Source organism: Akkermansia sp. N21116 (assembly GCF_029854705.2).
Classification (GTDB): Bacteria; Verrucomicrobiota; Verrucomicrobiia; order Verrucomicrobiales; family Akkermansiaceae; genus Akkermansia.
Window position 1 is genome coordinate 1,200,360 of sequence record NZ_CP139035.1, and the last position, 15,664, is coordinate 1,216,023.

The following is a 15,664-nucleotide window of genomic DNA, read 5'->3' on the forward strand; positions in this document are numbered from 1 at the left end:
CTCTTTTTTTGTTTCTCTCTCTTTACAGTATCTATTATTGTTCCCACATATGACTACCGAACCTTACGGAAAGAAGAATCCGTTCCCGGCTCCCGTCCTTGCTGTCAAACATATCACGGGTGAAGGCAGCCCTAAGGAAACCATCCATATTGAATATGACTTGACCGGCTCCGGGCTGGAATACGTGACGGGCGATGCTTTGGGCGTGATCCCCACGAATGATCCCGAGTTGGTTGATGCCCTGATTGCCCGGCTTGGTCTTTGCCCCGGCTGCGAGGTGTCGATGCCCGACGGAGGGGCTGCTTCTCTCCGCGATGCTCTTGTTTCCGGCTACGACATTACGAATCTTAACAAATCTTTGCTTGGCAAATGGGCCGCAGTTGCCGGCAATGCCGATTTACAGGCGTTGGTCGACTCTGCTGACAAGGAGAAAATTGCCGACTATTGCTGGGGTCGTGACGTGTTGGATCTGGCATCCGATTACCCGGTTTCTTTTGAAGACGGATCAGCTCTGGTCGCCTGTCTGAAGAAGCTGATGCCCCGGTTGTATTCGATTGCTTCCAGTCCGAATGCTCATCCCGGCCAAGTGCATCTGTGCGTGGGCGCGGTGCGCTATACGACGCATGGTCGCAAGCGTGGCGGTGTGTGTTCTACTTTTATGGCGGATCGCGTGCATCCGGGCGATACGGCTCGCGTGTTTGTGCACAGCAACAAGAATTTCCGTCTGCCGGAGGATCTTTCCAAGCCGGTTGTTATGGTGGGGCCTGGAACGGGTATTGCGCCTTTCCGTGCCTTTTTGGAGGAACGGGTCGTATCCGGAGCAACGGGCGGCAACTGGTTTTTCTTCGGAAACCCGTATAAGGCGACGGATTTCTGCTATGAAGACGAATTGACGGCACTGGTGGAAGCCGGCAAGCTCAAGCTTTCGGTGGCATGGTCCCGCGACCAGGCTGAGAAGGTGTATGTCCAGCATTTGATGGAACGCGAAGGGGAAACCCTCTGGAAGTGGCTAGAAGACGGAGCCTGTTTCTACGTTTGCGGCGATGCTTCCCGCATGGCGAAGGATGTGGACGCCGCCCTTGTCAAGGTGGTGGAAGTATGGGGCCGAAAGTCTCCGGAGGAGGCTGTTGCCTATGTTGATGCCATGCGCAAGGAAAAGCGTTATCAGCGCGATGTGTATTAATCGTTAAGTCTGCGTTTTTTTGCAGGATTGACTATTGAATTTCAGGGTAGCCGATTGCATGGAGCGTCGGTTACCCTGTTTTTTGGGGGGAGGAGGGAGAAGAGGTGTGGTTGGTTTGCCGTAGTTTGGTAATTAATTGTCATATTCGGGGTATGGAGGCAATGATTTTCCGCTATGGATGAAAAGGTGATTGTTCTTCGGGGAGGAAAAGCCTATATACTGAGTAGAATGTATTTCCGTATAGTTTCATTTTTCCTTTTGGCTGCGGCCATTTTTTCAGGAATTTGTTTTTCGGATGAGCTCCCCGAGCGCATCCGTGGCATGGATGCCAAGTACCGGGAGCGGATACGGACTGTCTGTGCTCCGCTTATTGCTTCGCATGTGACTGAGATGAAGGGATTACAGATGAAATGCATAGAGATGTCCGACTTTGAGACTGCCAAGGCTATTCAGGCATATTGCGAGGCATTGAAGAACAATCCCGAACCAGCGGCGGGAGAGGAGGGCGGAGTTTCTCCCATGTCTTATTTTATGAAAGGGGCCTGGGTTTCTCCCAATCTCTGGTCACATTATATCCATCCTCAGTTGTATATGTATGCTCATGATTCCAAGAAACGTTGGACGAAGACGCTTGGCAAGGTGGATATGAACTTGTCCAATCCGGAGGTTCTTGTTCTGGAGGGCGGGGAGAGAGTTTGGGCTTTTGTCGATCCGACAACGCTTGTCCAATATACGGCGTCGAACAAGGCGGTGGATCTCATGCTTTTCAAGATGGCCGAGAGCACGCAGGGATCAACATTGGCGGATCAGTTCCAAAAAGCCCGAGCGATGTACAAAACCCGCTATGTCCGAGCATGCAATGCCGACACGGTCAAATATGTAAACTACTTGGGCAAGGTTCTTCGGGATGTTTTGGAGGCAGGAGAAATTGATACGGCCGAGAAGTTGAGACGGTACATTAATACTCTTTCCTCCGGAGGACCTGTTTCTGATGCACATTCTTCCGTTGGCGCCGATCTTGCCGGTGTCTGGCAGGAGGAAGGAGGCAAGCACTGGATGTATTCCTTGAAAAACAAGAAGCAGCTGGAAACATGGGATCCCGGTAATATCAGAGTCCGCAAGTTCCTTTCCTACCGTTCATCGTCTCCGAGTGGACATGTCCATACATTTGCAGGTGATGGGGACGAGTTGGTTTACATGGTACGTGTGGGAGAGCGGCTTTACGCCTTGTCACCTACCAATAAGTCCAGATATCCTATCCTGAAAAAAGTGGCGGTGCCATAAAGTTTTGTTCCCGTCTGTGGATGAATATTGATAGATTGGCACAGGAGATTTCGTATAGAGAAAGAAGTCTCCTGTGGTTCTATATACCTTTGACCATTTATGAATAATACCCCTCTCCCGCAATCCCATGGCTCTCACGTGGCATGGGTTGATGTTCTGCGTATCTTTGCCTGTTTCCTTGTTGTGCTGGCTCATTGCTGTGATCCTTTTGTCGGCAATGCCTCCAACGATATGTTTGATTTTCAATGCGGAGCTTTTTGGGGCAGCATGGTTAGACCGTGCGTTCCTCTTTTTGCGATGATCTCGGGAGTTCTCCTGTTCCCGATAACCGGCGATACGGCGACGTTCTACTCCAAACGCTTGAAGAGGATACTGATTCCGCTGGTGGTCTGGTCATTGGCTCTGCCGCTGATGTACTATGGCTATTTTTCCACCGGTATTCAGACGAGCAATCCCAATATCGACATGTCCACTTACACCTGGCAAGCGACGTTATCGAAGTTGTACACGTTCATCTTTAACTTCAATTATGATACAACGCCTCTGTGGTACCTTTACATGCTTGCGGGCATCTACCTGTTTATGCCGATTATCGGAGGTTGGTTGAACCAAGCGAGCCGCAAGGACATTCAATTGTTCCTGAAGCTTTGGGTGTGTAGCATGTGCCTTCCCTATGTTCAGATGCTGGCTCCGTTCCTGGGCTATGAGGGAAACTTCGGCAACATGGGAATTTTGGGGGTGTGTGACTGGAACCCATACGGTACATTCTATTACTTCTCCGGTTTCATTGGCTACATGGTTCTTGCCCATTATTTGGTCAAATATCCTTTGAAATGGAGTTGGACGAAGACTTTGTCCGTAGCCGGATCTTTGTTTCTGGCAGGCTATGCCATTACGCTTTTCGGTTTTTTGGAAATCCAGAAGAATTTCCCCGGAGATGCTGCGAAATTGGAGATCTGCTGGTACTTTTCAGGCATCAATGTTTTCATGATGACTTACGCCATGTTTATCGTCGTGCAAAAGATCAGGATATTTCCCAATCCGTTCCTGACTAAAGTGGCGGCTTTGACATTCGGTATTTATTTGTGCCACTTCGTGCTGGTACAGTGTTCCTATGACCTGCTGATCGGGATTCCCCTGGCTGCCTATGTGAAGATTCCGCTGATTGCCTGTGTGGCTTTTGCTATCTCTCTGGCGTTGGTCTGGGTGTTGAGCCTGACTCGTTTGACTCGCAAGAGTATTATGTGAGAGAGACTTTGGCGTCGTCCGCCGGGTGATCTTGCTGGATCTTTACCGGAGGTTCTTTTTAACGAAAATCGCCATCCCGACACGGTGGTCGAGATGGCGATAAAGAACTTGAGTAAGGTTTTTTAAGCCCTTTGCTTGAGATCGATGAGCATCTGTGTGTTGCTGGGGTATTTCCTCAGGAAAAAGAGGAAACGCTCCATTGCTTCAACAGGCTTGTGTCCAGCCAGGGCACGACGGATCAGATGGATCTTGTACAACCAGTTTTCCGGCAGGATGAGTTCCTCCCGGCGCGTGCCGGACTTCAGTATATCTACAGCGGGATAGATGTACTGCTCCGCGATGCGGCGATTGAGAACGAGTTCCATGTTGCCCGTCCCTTTGAATTCCTGAAAGATCAGATCGTCCATACGACTGTTCGTTTCGATCAGGGCAGTGGCGATTATCGTTAGAGAACCTGCCTGCCGCGTATTGCGGGCGGCAGCGAAAAGGCGGCGCGGCATTTCAAGGGCACGGGCATCGATCCCGCCGGACATCGTCCGACCACTGCCTTTATCGGCATTGTTGTAGGCTCGTGCCAAGCGGGTGATGGAATCCATCAGGAGGAAGACATGTTCTCCGGCTTCGACGAGGCGTTTGGCACGTTCGATACAAAGTTCGGCCAGACGACAGTGATCGCGGACTTTGCCGTCGTTCGAGGATGCATAGACTTCGGCTCCCTGGATGTTGCGCTGGAATTCGGTGACTTCTTCCGGTCTTTCGTCAACCAGAAGGATCATTAAATGCATCGAGTCTCGGTAATTCTCGCGGATAGCTTCCGCCATATGTTGGAGGAAAGTCGTTTTCCCGGTGCGGGGCGGGGCGACGATCAGTCCGCGCTGGCCGCGACCGACTGGGGCCATCAGGTCGAGTGTCCGGGTGGTATAGCGCTCGGGCGTCGTTTCAAAGATGATGCGTTTGTTGGGATTGACTGCTTTGAGTTCGTCAAAATGGGGCAGGAGGCGGGCTTCTTCCCAGTTTTTACCGTTGACAGAGGTGATTTCCGTGAGTTGGATGCCTTTGGGATGGCGACGGGCAATCCCGTGAAGCCAGACGGCATGGCGGAGGCCATGGGTGCGTATAATTTCGTTGGAGACATACACGGCATCCCTTGCCTGCTCGAACCCCGTTTCCTGAGTACGGAGGAACCCAAATCCTTTGGGCGTGATTTCCAGCAAACCGTCGACTTCTTCCGGAGGGCCGTATTCGATGGGCTGACGGGGGGATAACTGTTCGCGGTTGTCGTCGTTGTTGTTGTTCTTGCGGGTACGGGCGTCACGCAGATTTTCACGGACGGAGGGGCGATCACCCTGCTGGTAATTGCGGTTGTTGTCGCGGCGTCCTCTTTTGTTGTTATTGTTGTTCCGGAATTTGTTATTGCGGTTGAAGCCCTGCCCCTGCTGTTTAGGAAAGCCATCTCGATCCTGGCGGCTGTTTTCCTGCGATTCTTCTTGTTCCCGGGCTACGGTTGCGTCCTTCGTTTGTTCGTTGGATGGCTGTTTAGGTTCCGGGGATGCATCTTCGGACACGGATGAGGCAGTTTGATCCGGTTGTTCGGGGATTTCTACCGTTACGGTTTTTTTCCGGACGACGCGTTTCCGGACGGATTTGACCGGGACTTCTCCTTCTCCCGCCGGAATTTCATGAACCGGGGCAGGGAGAAGATCCGCAGTTGTTTGAGCCTGATCTCCTTCCTTGGAGGCTTTAACGGTACGTTTGCGGCGGTCGACTGCCTTGGGTTTGGGGGGAACAGTTGGCTCTTCGGCGGCTGAAGCTGTTTCCAAGGCAAGGGAATCCGTAGCCTTTACTGTTGTTGCAGAGGCCTGTTTTTCCGTATCGGCCGTTTTTTTACGACCGGTTGTTTTGCGCGGGACGGATGCCGGAGTTGCCGATTTGCGGACAACCCTCTTTTTAGGGGCGGGAATGGGTTCGGAACCTTCAGCCGTCCCTTCAGGGAGAGTATCAGACATGAAAAAATGTGGGGGGAAATGGGGAAGTCCCCGTTTTAAGCGTCGAGTTGCTCAAGGAGTTCTTCAGCAATGTCAAAATTGGAGAAGACATTAAGCGTATCGTCATAATCGTCCAGAAGTTCGAAAAGTCTGGTTGCTTTTTTGGCGACTTCCAGATCCGTGATGACTGTGACGTTCTGAGGAACGTAGATGAGCTTCATGGATGTCAACATGTGACCGGCAGCGCGCAGGGCTGAGGCTACATTGCCAAGTTCCGTGGGAGGAGTGGTGAAAACCCATTCGTTGTCGTTCTCGCCGGGTTCCACATCATCGGCACCTGCGTCCATGGCAAGTTCCATTGAAGAATCTTCGTCCAAAGTTTCGGAGAGGAGACGGACTTCTCCCTTGCGGTCGAACTGGTAGGCGACCGAGCCGGGAGTGGCGATGGAACCGCCGTTTTTGGTGAAGATCGTGCGGATTTCCGAATTGGAACGGTTGGTGTTGTCCGTGGCAATTTCAATGAGAAGAGCTGTGCCGTTCGGGCCATAGCCTTCGTAGGTGATTTCCTGGATTGCGGCTCCCCCCATATCTCCGGCACCTTTTTTAATGGCGCGCTCGATGTTTTCCTTGGGAGTGGATACCGACTTGGCTCCGTCGATTGCGGCCCGCAAACGCGGGTTCATATCCGGGTCGCTGCCTCCCTGTTTAACGGCAAGCGTAATTTCATGGGCGTAGCGAGCGAAGATTTTCCCCTTTTTAGCGTCGGCGGCAGCCTTCGTATATTTGATCTTGGACCATTTATTATGTCCGGACATAGTATTGAATAGGTTTGTTTGAGAACGGGCGGGACACGTGAAGGGCCGAAAGGCTCGTTTCCGTTGCATGGGGTCGTGAACAATGGCTCGTGCCCCAGAAGCTGCGCCGGTCATCCTACATCGAACATGTGCCGAAGAGTAAGCATTCGCAAGATAACCGTAAAACCTCTTCCGTTCCCGCCGGAACATGGTTCAGCATAGACATTTGCGCTAAGATGGCAACATTTTTTCCAGTCTGTGACAAAGTGAACATTATTTCCAGGATTATGATTCACGGACTTGACCTTCTGTCCTGCTGCTAGCAATCTGGTCGGCGTATGAACGATCACAAGCACCATATTGCCGTGCTGGCTGGCGATGGCATTGGCCCGGAAGTCATGGCTGAAGCTCTGAAAGTCCTTGCGGCGGCGAGTTCCCGTTACGGTTTTTCCGTGAGTTATGAAGAACATTTTGTCGGAGGTGCCGGCATCGACAATTGCGGTAAGGCCCTTCCGGATGAAACGGTGGCTGCCTGTGAACAAGCGGATGCCATCCTGTTTGGTTCCGTCGGTGGCCCTAAATGGGAACATCTTCCCCCCAACGAGCAACCGGAACGCGGCGCTTTGCTTCCTCTCCGCAAGCATTTCGGCTTGTACGCCAACTTGCGTCCCGGTGTATGCCTGCCGGAATTGACGCATGCCTCTCCGATTAAGAACGAGATTATTCCCCATGGATTCGATATACTCTGCGTCCGCGAACTGACTGGCGGCCTCTATTTCGGCACTCCTCGTTTTCGTGAAGCGGAAGGCGACGATGAAGTGGCTGTGGATACGCTCCGGTACCGCAAAAGCGAAGTGATTCGTATTGCCAAAGTCGCCTTTGAAGCTGCCCGTGGTCGTTCGAAAAAAGTGACGAGTGTGGACAAGGCGAATGTGTTGACCAGCTCCCTGTTGTGGCGTGATGCAATTCTTGAAGTGGCAAAAGACTACCCTGATATTGTCCTGAACCACATGTATGTAGACAATGCGGCCATGCAACTGGTGAAGAACCCATCCCAGTTCGATGTGTTGGTTACGGAAAACATGTTCGGAGACATTCTCTCCGATGAAATGGCTATCATCTGCGGTTCCCTCGGTATGTTGCCGAGTGCCAGCCTTTGCCAGGGACGTGGAGAAGAAGGGCGGTTCTTCGGCCTCTACGAGCCTTCCGGAGGTTCTGCTCCCGACATTGCTGGTCAGGGCATTGCCAACCCGATCGCCCAGATTCTTTCCCTGTCCATGTTGCTGCGTTATTCTTTGGGTGAGACCGAAGCAGCCGATGCCATCGACAAAGCCGTGCGTTCGGTGATTTCCGCCGGATATCGTACGGGCGATCTCGCGACAGGAGCTCCGGGGGAAATCCGCGTCAATACGTCCGGCATGGGCGATGCCGTCGTTGCGGCTCTTGCCTGATCCTTTCATGATGATTCCGTCTACTTCCATGAATGTTCTAATTATCGGTCAAGGCATTGCCGGCACCTGTCTTGCATGGGAATTGCAGAGACGAGGCGTGAACTTCATGGTAGTAGACAAGCCCTTGGGCGAGACGGCCTCCCGCGTGGCTGCCGGTCTTGTCAATCCGATGACGGGTAGAGCTTTTCGTCCGGGCTGGAGGCAGGCTGAGTGTTTGTCTGCCGCTGCCGGATTTTATCCTGAAACGGAACGAGAACTTCACGGATCATGGTGGCAGAAGACCCCTATTTTCCGGGAATTGGAAACGGAGGATCAGCTTGAAATCTGGAAAGAACGCCAGATGGACGAAGCTTCATCCGCTTATGCCGGTCCCTTGTTTCCGTGGCCGGAAGGTTGGAATGGCAAGGGTAGCGCGGCTTATACGCGCGGCGCTGCTGTTCTCCATGTGGAAGGATTTGTGAATGCAGCTCGTGCCTTGTGGGTTTCCGAAGGCAGATTGAAGGAAGGTGTGGTAACGCCAGAATCTGTCGTGTCGGATGGCGATGCGTGGCTGTGGGATGGAGGCAGATATACCCATGTCGTCTGGTGTACGGGCTGGGAGGCCGGACTTCACCCAGCCATGGCTCCGTTGAAGGGCAGACCGTCCAAGGGGACGATTCTCGATTTGGCACTGCCTGAACTGGAGTGGAAATCGGGTATTCTGCATTTTGGTCATTGGCTGGTACACAGGGACGGTATCTGGCGTTTCGGTGCCACCTATGCGTGGTCTTGGGATGATCCGGGCGTTCCGGAGGCTCCAGCCATACAAGAGCTAATGCTCAGTATCGTTCGCAGATACAAAGGCAGCGATCTTGGTTATTTGAGGGCTCGGGCCGCCGTCCGTCCGATTATCCGCCGCAGCCAGCCGGTTGCCGGCCCTATCCCGGGATTGGCCGGGCAATACGTGTTCTCGGGGCTGGGCAGCAAGGGTGTGACGACTGCGCCGTGGACAGCTGCGGCACTGGCCGCTTTTTTGCACGAAGGGACGGAAATCCCCTCGGATTTATCTCCTTCCTCATTTTGGAAGTAAGGTTCCCTCTGTTCCTCCTCTTCTAGGAAAGTTTTCCCGGAAACCGGCGTAGCTGGACTAATCGACGGCTCCCGGGACAAGCGGAAATCCTGAATGATTCACGGAACGATAACTGTAAGATTTTTGATCTCGCCCTTGAAGTTTCCTGTTTTCTCAAGCGGGAAGACGAGGGTGCGAACACAGGCGATCGCCTTGTCTTTGCCTCCGCGTGGAACACGGATGATGTCGAGAGATTCCTTCAATTGTCCGTTTACATACAATTTGGTGCTCCGGCTATCTCCTTCGATACCCAGTTGGACCTCCTTGTCCAGAGGTACCGTATAGTCAAAGGTGTACAGATAACCGTCGCGCTCGAAACCGAGTTTTCCTTCCTTCGGGTCACTGAGGTAAACCATGGCATTCGGGGACTGGAAGAGGATGGTTCCCTTGGGATTGTCTGCCGCTTTCAATGTGAAGTCTACGCGGTATCCATAACCGATTTCCTTCATCCCGGTGCTTTCCCCGGAAGCGAGGGTTTCTTTTTGCAGGATGATACCCTTGCCGTTTCTGACTCGGCCCATGATATTGACACCGGGGGCTTCGCTGAGATTTTGGCGGAGTGATTCGAATTGTTCAAAGGGTCGCAGTCCTCTTCCTCCCGTCCACATCTTGACGGCAAGCGTTTGCATGGCGGGGAAGACGCGGTGGTGGACATCCTTTTCGGAAATGCCGTTGCCGACGTGGTCGTTCCACACGGCGAACATGCCGCCTTTGATTTTCGGATCGCCTTCTTCGAATTTCGCGTTTCCGATTTGATTGGGTTCCCAGGAATTATACAGATGCTTCGTATTGAGATAATTGTAATAGTATCCTGCTTCCGGGACAATGTAGAGCAGGCCATCCGGGATGCTGACAAGGTCGTATCCCTGTTTTACCATGTCTTTAGGCTGGGCATAGTTGTTGTGCCATGCGTACATGAGAACATTGTCCGCTTTGACCGGAGTATCTCCTTTGGCATGGGTCAGAGCACCCCAGATTGCTGCCTGTTTGCCGTAGCTTTCCACGAGGCGAATGTAGTGGTCGGTGAAAGAACGGAACTTTTCAACGACTTCCTTTTTGGCGTTGGAGTATTCATCCGTGCCGATATGAACCTGTTTGCCGCGGAAGACGGGGTTGGGGCCGGAGAGATACTCTTTGAATAATCCGTCCATAAACGTGTAAGTCTCCGGGTTGAAAAGATCCAGGTGATCCATGCCATATTCCTTGCTGCCTATTTCGGGTTTGTAGTGCGAAAAGGCCAGAGAATGGGCGGGAACGTCGATTTCGGGAATGATGTTGACGCCTCTGCTTTCCGCTTGCTTCTGGAGATTGATGAATTCCGCTTTGGTGTAAGAACCGTCCTTGGCCGTTAGGCCCGGATAGGTATCGCATTCCAGCCGGAAAGCGGCATAGGTCTTGTCCCAGTCTTCGTCGAAAAACCCCTTGAATCCATTGTCATTCAGATGAATATGGAATGTATTCATCTTGTAGTAAGCCATGAACTTGACGTAGTCTTGAAGGAAGTCGATCGTAAAGAATTTGCGCCCGCAGTCCAACATGAATCCCCGGATCGGGTATTGCGGGTAGTCCAGAGTTCTGCCCTTGGGCAATTGAAGTTCGGGGGATTGTTCAAGAAGCTGGAGCATGGTGCGCGTTGCCCAGTATACTCCCTTCGGATCATTGCCGATGACGTTGACGGTTTCATCGATATCAAGAGAATACGCTTCTTCGTTTTTGTTCGGCAGTTCCCCTAGGGAGAGAATGATATCTCCGGGATTCGGCTGGCCGATGCGCACGGGGATCTCCCGTCCGAACATGGTTTTGATATCCGCAGCAAATTCATGAGCAACAGGCATGAGCTTATCCTTAACGACACTGGGGATGACAATTGCCGTTCCTCCGGTGAATTGCCATATGCCCTCGTCTCCGACCCACTCTCTGAGTTCGGGAATGACAAACGGTTTCTCATTCGGCTGGGCAAATGCCAGAACGGGCCCCAGCAGGGACAGAGAGGATAAAATGAAGAGTTTCTTGATCACGGACAGGAATACGTACTCTCTGCGATGAATCTTTCTCCATTGTAACGGAAAGACGTGCTTGAAAGAAAAGATTGGAAAAAACCAACGTATCCGATGCCTTTGGAGGCAACAAACAGGAAGCTCTCGGCGGCGGTGTAATTCATCCGGACCGAAACCTGTTTGCCCGGATGTTTCCGTTGGCTTAGCAGAGGGGACGTACGGGGATGCCCTTCGTTGTGAAATAGGCCTTGGCTTCCGGTACCGTATGTTCGCCGAAATGGAAGATTGAGGCTGCCAGGACAGCATCGGCCTTGCCTTCCGTGAGGACATCGACCATGTGATCCAGGTTGCCGGCACCTCCGCTGGCGATGACCGGTATGCCGACAGCTTCGCTGACGGCTCGCGTCAGGGCAATATCGTAACCCGCTTTGGCTCCATCGGCATCCATGCTGGTCAGCAGGATTTCCCCGGCGCCCCGACGTTCTGCTTCGAGTGCCCATTCCACGGCATCCAGGCCGACGAAGTTGCGCCCGCCGTGGGTGTACACTCCCCATTTGCCGGAGGCCAGGCGTTTGGCGTCAATAGCGACGACGATACACTGGTTGCCGAACGCCGTAGCCCCTTCATTGATGAGATCTGGACGATTAATGGCTGCCGTATTCAGAGAAACTTTGTCGGCTCCGGCCAAAAGCATTTCTCGCATGTCCTCAACCTTCCGAATGCCGCCACCGACAGTCAGGGGCATGAAACAGCAGTCCGCCGTTCTGCGAACAACATCGACCATCGTTGCTCGTCCGTCGGATGAGGCTGTGATGTCGAGAAAGACGAGTTCATCCGCTTCCTGCCTGTCATAGGCCATAGCACATTCGACAGGATCACCGGCGTCGCGGAGATTGATGAAATTGGTACCTTTGACGACACGACCGTTCGTGACGTCCAGACAGGGAATGATACGTTTTGCCAGCACGAAGACCATGTAGCCACTATTTTGCCGTGAGGGGAAGCTCAAATTGCGCTTGTTAGCGCCGAAACAAAGGGTAAACTGTGCATCTGCCTCCTTTCGTCATGGACACAGCACGGAAACGATACAACCTGTTCAGCCGAACCTCCCTCGTCGGGCTGGCATTGATGGTTGCCTGCGTTTTGTGGGAATTGGGCTGGCCTTTGGAGACGGCTCAGTACGAGAACATCGTCATGGCCCTGAATCTGGCGACAATCGCCCACTTGGTGGGAATTATCGGGGCTTACGTTTATTGCGAGGAAAAAAGAAGACCTCCGCTGCGCCTCCTCATTTTTCAAATCATCGGTTGTTTGGTGATCTTCGGTCTTTTGGTGAGAGAGGATACTCTTTCTCCTGAAAAAATTAAACAGGGAGAAGTTATCCGTCTGGTCGCGACGATTGGCTTGGTGCTCATCCCCGCCCTCGTTTCTCTGACGCATGTCTTTCAATGGCTGATCAAGCGACAGGGCAAGCCGGTGATGCCTCCGGCTCTGCAATTCGTCGTCTCTCTCATTTGTGCGGTCCTTGCCGGGAGTGGCCTGTTGATGTTGCCTAATGCCACTCATGGAGATATCCCCTATCTGGACGCTTTGTTTACCAGTGCCAGTGCCGTATGCGTGACGGGGCTTTCATCTGTGAATTTTGCCGAACAATTTACACTGACGGGCCAAATTTTCGTCCTGTGTCTCATTCAGATTGGCGGTCTGGGCGTCATGACGTTCGCCTATTTTATTGCCATGATCGCCGGGCAAGGTGTTTCCCTCAGGGATCGCGTTCTCCTGCGAAATATCTTTGACGAAAGCAATTTGAATGCTGCTGTCCTATCTGTCCGTCACATTGTTATCAGTACTCTGTTCCTGGAAACGACCGGAGCTCTCTTTCTCTATTTCACATGGAAAACCCAGGGTGTGGATCCGGGATCAAGCCCTCTTTGGTGGCATGCCATGTTCCATGCGGTTTCCGCTTTCTGCAACGCCGGATTTTCAACTTTCCCGGGAGGACTCGGTGCTCCCGGACTTGTCGCGTGCCGCTTGGGCCAGTTGGTGATCCTGTGCCTGATCACCATGGGGGGACTCGGCTTTCCCTTGTACCAGGAGGCTTGGTATCATTTCAAACGATGGTTGCAGGAACGCAAGAGTACGGCTCGCATGCGTAAAATCCCATGGTCTCCGTACAGCAAACTTGTTCTTTGTACCACCTCGATCATCGTTTTTATCGGTACTTTATCCCTGTTTCTGGTCAATACGGATTTGGGAAGGGAAATGACATGGACGGAGCGTCTTTGGGTTTGCCTGTTCGATAGCATTTCATCCCGTACCGCAGGTTTTGCCATTACCAACATGGAGTTCTACATGCCGGCGGGTTGCCTGATTATTTGCGCACTCATGATTATCGGCGGTAGCCCTGGAGGGACCGCCGGGGGAATCAGAACTACGACGGTTGCCGTAGTTGCCGGGGAAGTGTTTCGCGTCGTCAAAGGGCGTAAGTACGTTCAGTTTTTCCGGAGGCGAATCGACCAGTCCGTGATCGAACGATGCCTGTGTACCATTGCCGTGTGCGGTGCATGGGTCGGAGCTTCGACCGTTCTGGCATGCTCGTTCCAACCGGAGGGAGTTGCTCCTCTGGATATGTTCTTCGAAGTATGCAGCGCATTTTCTACATCGGGTTTGTCGATGGGGGCGACATCGTCCTTGTATGACATTCCCAAATGTATCGTTATTATTAACATGATCGTTGGCAGGGCAGGATTATTCCTGTTTCTTGTGGCTCTGGCCGGCACTCCCGAACCCAAGCATTTCCACTATCCCGCCGTTAAAATACCTCTTACCTGAATTAATCCCCTATGAAATACACTGTTATCGGACTTGGCCAGTTTGGCCGGAATCTCTGCCTCGAACTTGCTGCCCGAAAAATGGATGTTGTAGCTGTAGGCAATACGGAAGAATGTCTGGAAGATGTCCAAGACCAAGTGACCTATGCCATTATTTCGGACTATACAAACCCCAATTCTCTCAAGGAATTGGAGTTTGACGACGATTCCGTGGCTATTGTTTCCATTGGAGACAGCTTCGAGGAGAATCTTTTGGTTGTTTCTTACCTTCAGCAAATGGGTGTCAAGCAGATCTATGCCCGCGCCCTCAGCGATGTTCACGAGCACATCCTCAAACAGATGAACGCCAAATTCATCAATCTGGCGCAAGTGACAGCCCGGCAGTTCGCAAGTCAGCTTCAGTCCCCTCAATTCCTCAGTGCAACGCCTCTGGACGAGTCTCATGCCATCGTCGAAATGGCTGTTCCTGAAAATTGGATCGGCCGCAAGTTGCGCGATGTCGAACTCAGAACCCGCTTCAAACTGAACTTGTTGACTATTCGTCGCGGTGATGTGCCGGAGGATCGTGAAGGAGTCATGGCCATGCCGCGCAACCCCGTTATCGGAACGCCCGATCCCGACCTCGAGTTCAAGCCCGATGACATCCTGATTCTCTTCGGGCGCGAAGATAGCCTGACCCGTTTTGCCGAGTATATTACCGAAGAACAGGAAAAATAGTATCGGTAGCGCATCTTTCTGGGGGAGATCTGTTTTCTTGAGCAGGAACGAAATCCCCTGAAATGCTACACCGGGAGGGAAGGGAGCTAGCACGAAATGGTGGTTCGCGCACCAATGACGATATGTCGGCTTGCCCTTGGCGGCAAAACGTGAGAAAGAAAATTGTCCTTATACCAGACTGCCTGTTGACACAACTCTCACTCTTCCTTCGGGAAGGCTCTGCCGCAGGGATTTCGCGCGGCTGGGCGTTTTTGGGTTGAATGCATTCGGAAATGGGCAAGGACGCAGCTCTGCATCCGTGGATGGAATCGATAAGCCCGGATGCCAGTTACCGCATCATACATATAATAACAGTACCATATGTCTCAACATTATACATCAGGACGCCAGGGTCATGGGCCCCAGCGCCGCAACAACAGACAGGGTAGATACCATGGAGGCGGGGACCGCAAAGGCGGATTCAGGCCCAACCGCAGCAATGCTCCCAAACCGGTCAAACTTACCTTCTGGCAGAAAATTCTGAAATTTGTCGGTCTTTACAAACCGCCGTTCCAGAAGAAAAAAGACACACCTTCCAGATTCGTCGAAGGTAAAACCGGAAGGACGAATATTCGCATTGCCCGTTCCCGCGAAAGCAGGACTCCCATCTCCCGCCAGCCCGTTAGCGTACCCCGCCTCTACGTTGGCAACCTCTCCTATGAAGCTACGGAATCCGATTTGGAGGATCTTTTCAAGGGGATTGGCGCCGTTCGCAGCGTGGAAGTGATTTACAATCCCCGGACGCATAAGTCCAAAGGTTACGCATTCGTGGAGATGCAGTTCATGGACGATGCCGTTCGTGCCGTTACCGTTCTGCATGACCAGCCTTTCATGGGGCGCCTCCTTACGGTAAGCGCTGCCAATGAACGTCAGGAACAGGCCAGGGATGACCAACAAACCGGCCAACCTGACTTGCAGGAAACCGGCGTAGGCGAATCCCGCCAGGATGAGGCCTGATTTTCCAATTTCCACCTGGAAGATTGCAAGAAAGCCGCCCGTAACAAGGCGGCTTTCTTATTGCTGTTGA

General features: G+C 52.5%; 12 protein-coding genes. 8 read left to right on the forward strand and 4 right to left on the reverse strand.

All coding sequences use genetic code 11. From position 1 onward, the window contains the following. The first annotated feature begins 49 nt into the window (after positions 1-49). The 3 genes from QET93_RS04540 to QET93_RS04550 all read left to right on the forward strand — a co-directional run bounded on the left by QET93_RS04540 (position 50) and on the right by QET93_RS04550 (position 3,715). Positions 50-1,183: a sulfite reductase subunit alpha gene (locus QET93_RS04540; protein WP_280127052.1), complete on the forward strand. Its 1,134-nt coding sequence runs from the start codon at positions 50-52 to the stop codon at positions 1,181-1,183. Between the two features lie 405 nt (positions 1,184-1,588). Next, entirely contained in the window at positions 1,589-2,467 is an 879-nt protein-coding gene (locus QET93_RS04545) for a hypothetical protein (protein WP_280132726.1), read from the forward strand. Positions 2,468-2,566: 99 nt separating this feature from the next. Next, positions 2,567-3,715, forward strand: coding sequence for an acyltransferase (locus QET93_RS04550; protein ID WP_280132727.1), 1,149 nt, complete (start codon positions 2,567-2,569; stop codon positions 3,713-3,715). A 122-nt stretch (positions 3,716-3,837) separates the two neighbouring features. Here the strand turns inward: QET93_RS04550 and rho are convergent, their stop codons facing one another. Together rho and QET93_RS04560 are read right to left on the reverse strand one after the other, a co-directional pair. Further along, the gene (gene rho / locus QET93_RS04555) at positions 3,838-5,721 is read right to left on the reverse strand and encodes a transcription termination factor Rho (protein WP_280127055.1); all 1,884 of its coding nucleotides are present in this window, start codon (positions 5,719-5,721) and stop codon (positions 3,838-3,840) included. 35 nt (positions 5,722-5,756) lie between these two features. After that, a complete protein-coding gene (locus QET93_RS04560; protein ID WP_280127056.1) occupies positions 5,757-6,515 on the reverse strand; it encodes a YebC/PmpR family DNA-binding transcriptional regulator in 759 nt (252 codons plus the stop codon). A 317-nt stretch (positions 6,516-6,832) separates the two neighbouring features. Here QET93_RS04560 and leuB point away from each other — a divergent pair, with 317 nt between their 5' ends. Both leuB and QET93_RS04570 read left to right on the forward strand, forming a co-directional pair. Further along, entirely contained in the window at positions 6,833-7,945 is a 1,113-nt protein-coding gene (leuB, locus tag QET93_RS04565; RefSeq protein ID WP_280127057.1) for a 3-isopropylmalate dehydrogenase, read from the forward strand. A 7-nt stretch (positions 7,946-7,952) separates the two neighbouring features. Continuing rightward, the gene (locus QET93_RS04570; protein WP_280132728.1) at positions 7,953-9,014 is read left to right on the forward strand and encodes an FAD-dependent oxidoreductase; all 1,062 of its coding nucleotides are present in this window, start codon (positions 7,953-7,955) and stop codon (positions 9,012-9,014) included. A gap of 98 nt (positions 9,015-9,112) precedes the next feature. Here QET93_RS04570 and QET93_RS04575 read toward each other — a convergent pair whose 3' ends face one another. Continuing rightward, the gene (locus QET93_RS04575) at positions 9,113-11,077 is read right to left on the reverse strand and encodes a family 20 glycosylhydrolase (RefSeq protein WP_345786072.1); all 1,965 of its coding nucleotides are present in this window, start codon (positions 11,075-11,077) and stop codon (positions 9,113-9,115) included. 175 nt (positions 11,078-11,252) lie between these two features. Beyond that, positions 11,253-12,017: an imidazole glycerol phosphate synthase subunit HisF gene (hisF, locus tag QET93_RS04580; protein ID WP_280127060.1), complete on the reverse strand. Its 765-nt coding sequence runs from the start codon at positions 12,015-12,017 to the stop codon at positions 11,253-11,255. Between the two features lie 98 nt (positions 12,018-12,115). Between hisF and QET93_RS04585 the strand changes: the two genes are divergently transcribed. The 3 genes from QET93_RS04585 to QET93_RS04595 all read left to right on the forward strand — a co-directional run bounded on the left by QET93_RS04585 (position 12,116) and on the right by QET93_RS04595 (position 15,594). Beyond that, positions 12,116-13,882 carry a potassium transporter TrkG gene (locus QET93_RS04585; protein ID WP_280132731.1) on the forward strand — a complete coding sequence of 589 codons (1,767 nt, stop codon included), beginning with the start codon at positions 12,116-12,118 and terminating at the stop codon, positions 13,880-13,882. 11 nt (positions 13,883-13,893) lie between these two features. Further along, entirely contained in the window at positions 13,894-14,598 is a 705-nt protein-coding gene (locus QET93_RS04590) for a TrkA family potassium uptake protein (protein ID WP_280127062.1), read from the forward strand. Positions 14,599-14,958: 360 nt separating this feature from the next. Next, positions 14,959-15,594 (forward strand): RNA-binding protein, encoded by a 636-nt coding sequence (locus QET93_RS04595; protein WP_280127063.1) that lies wholly within the window; start codon positions 14,959-14,961, stop codon positions 15,592-15,594. The last annotated feature ends 70 nt before the right edge of the window (positions 15,595-15,664 follow it).

Excerpts from the sequence above, each read along its gene's own strand:
- QET93_RS04540 (WP_280127052.1), top strand. The coding sequence starts at position 50 with ATGACTACCGAACCTTACGGAAAGAAGAATCCGTTCCCGGCTCCCGTC.
- QET93_RS04545 (WP_280132726.1), top strand. The coding sequence starts at position 1,589 with ATGAAATGCATAGAGATGTCCGACTTTGAGACTGCCAAGGCTATTCAG.
- QET93_RS04550 (WP_280132727.1), top strand. The coding sequence starts at position 2,567 with ATGAATAATACCCCTCTCCCGCAATCCCATGGCTCTCACGTGGCATGG.
- rho (WP_280127055.1), bottom strand. The coding sequence starts at position 5,721 with ATGTCTGATACTCTCCCTGAAGGGACGGCTGAAGGTTCCGAACCCATT.
- QET93_RS04560 (WP_280127056.1), bottom strand. The coding sequence starts at position 6,515 with ATGTCCGGACATAATAAATGGTCCAAGATCAAATATACGAAGGCTGCC.
- leuB (WP_280127057.1), top strand. The coding sequence starts at position 6,833 with ATGAACGATCACAAGCACCATATTGCCGTGCTGGCTGGCGATGGCATT.
- QET93_RS04570 (WP_280132728.1), top strand. The coding sequence starts at position 7,953 with ATGATGATTCCGTCTACTTCCATGAATGTTCTAATTATCGGTCAAGGC.
- QET93_RS04585 (WP_280132731.1), top strand. The coding sequence starts at position 12,116 with ATGGACACAGCACGGAAACGATACAACCTGTTCAGCCGAACCTCCCTC.
- QET93_RS04590 (WP_280127062.1), top strand. The coding sequence starts at position 13,894 with ATGAAATACACTGTTATCGGACTTGGCCAGTTTGGCCGGAATCTCTGC.
- QET93_RS04595 (WP_280127063.1), top strand. The coding sequence starts at position 14,959 with ATGTCTCAACATTATACATCAGGACGCCAGGGTCATGGGCCCCAGCGC.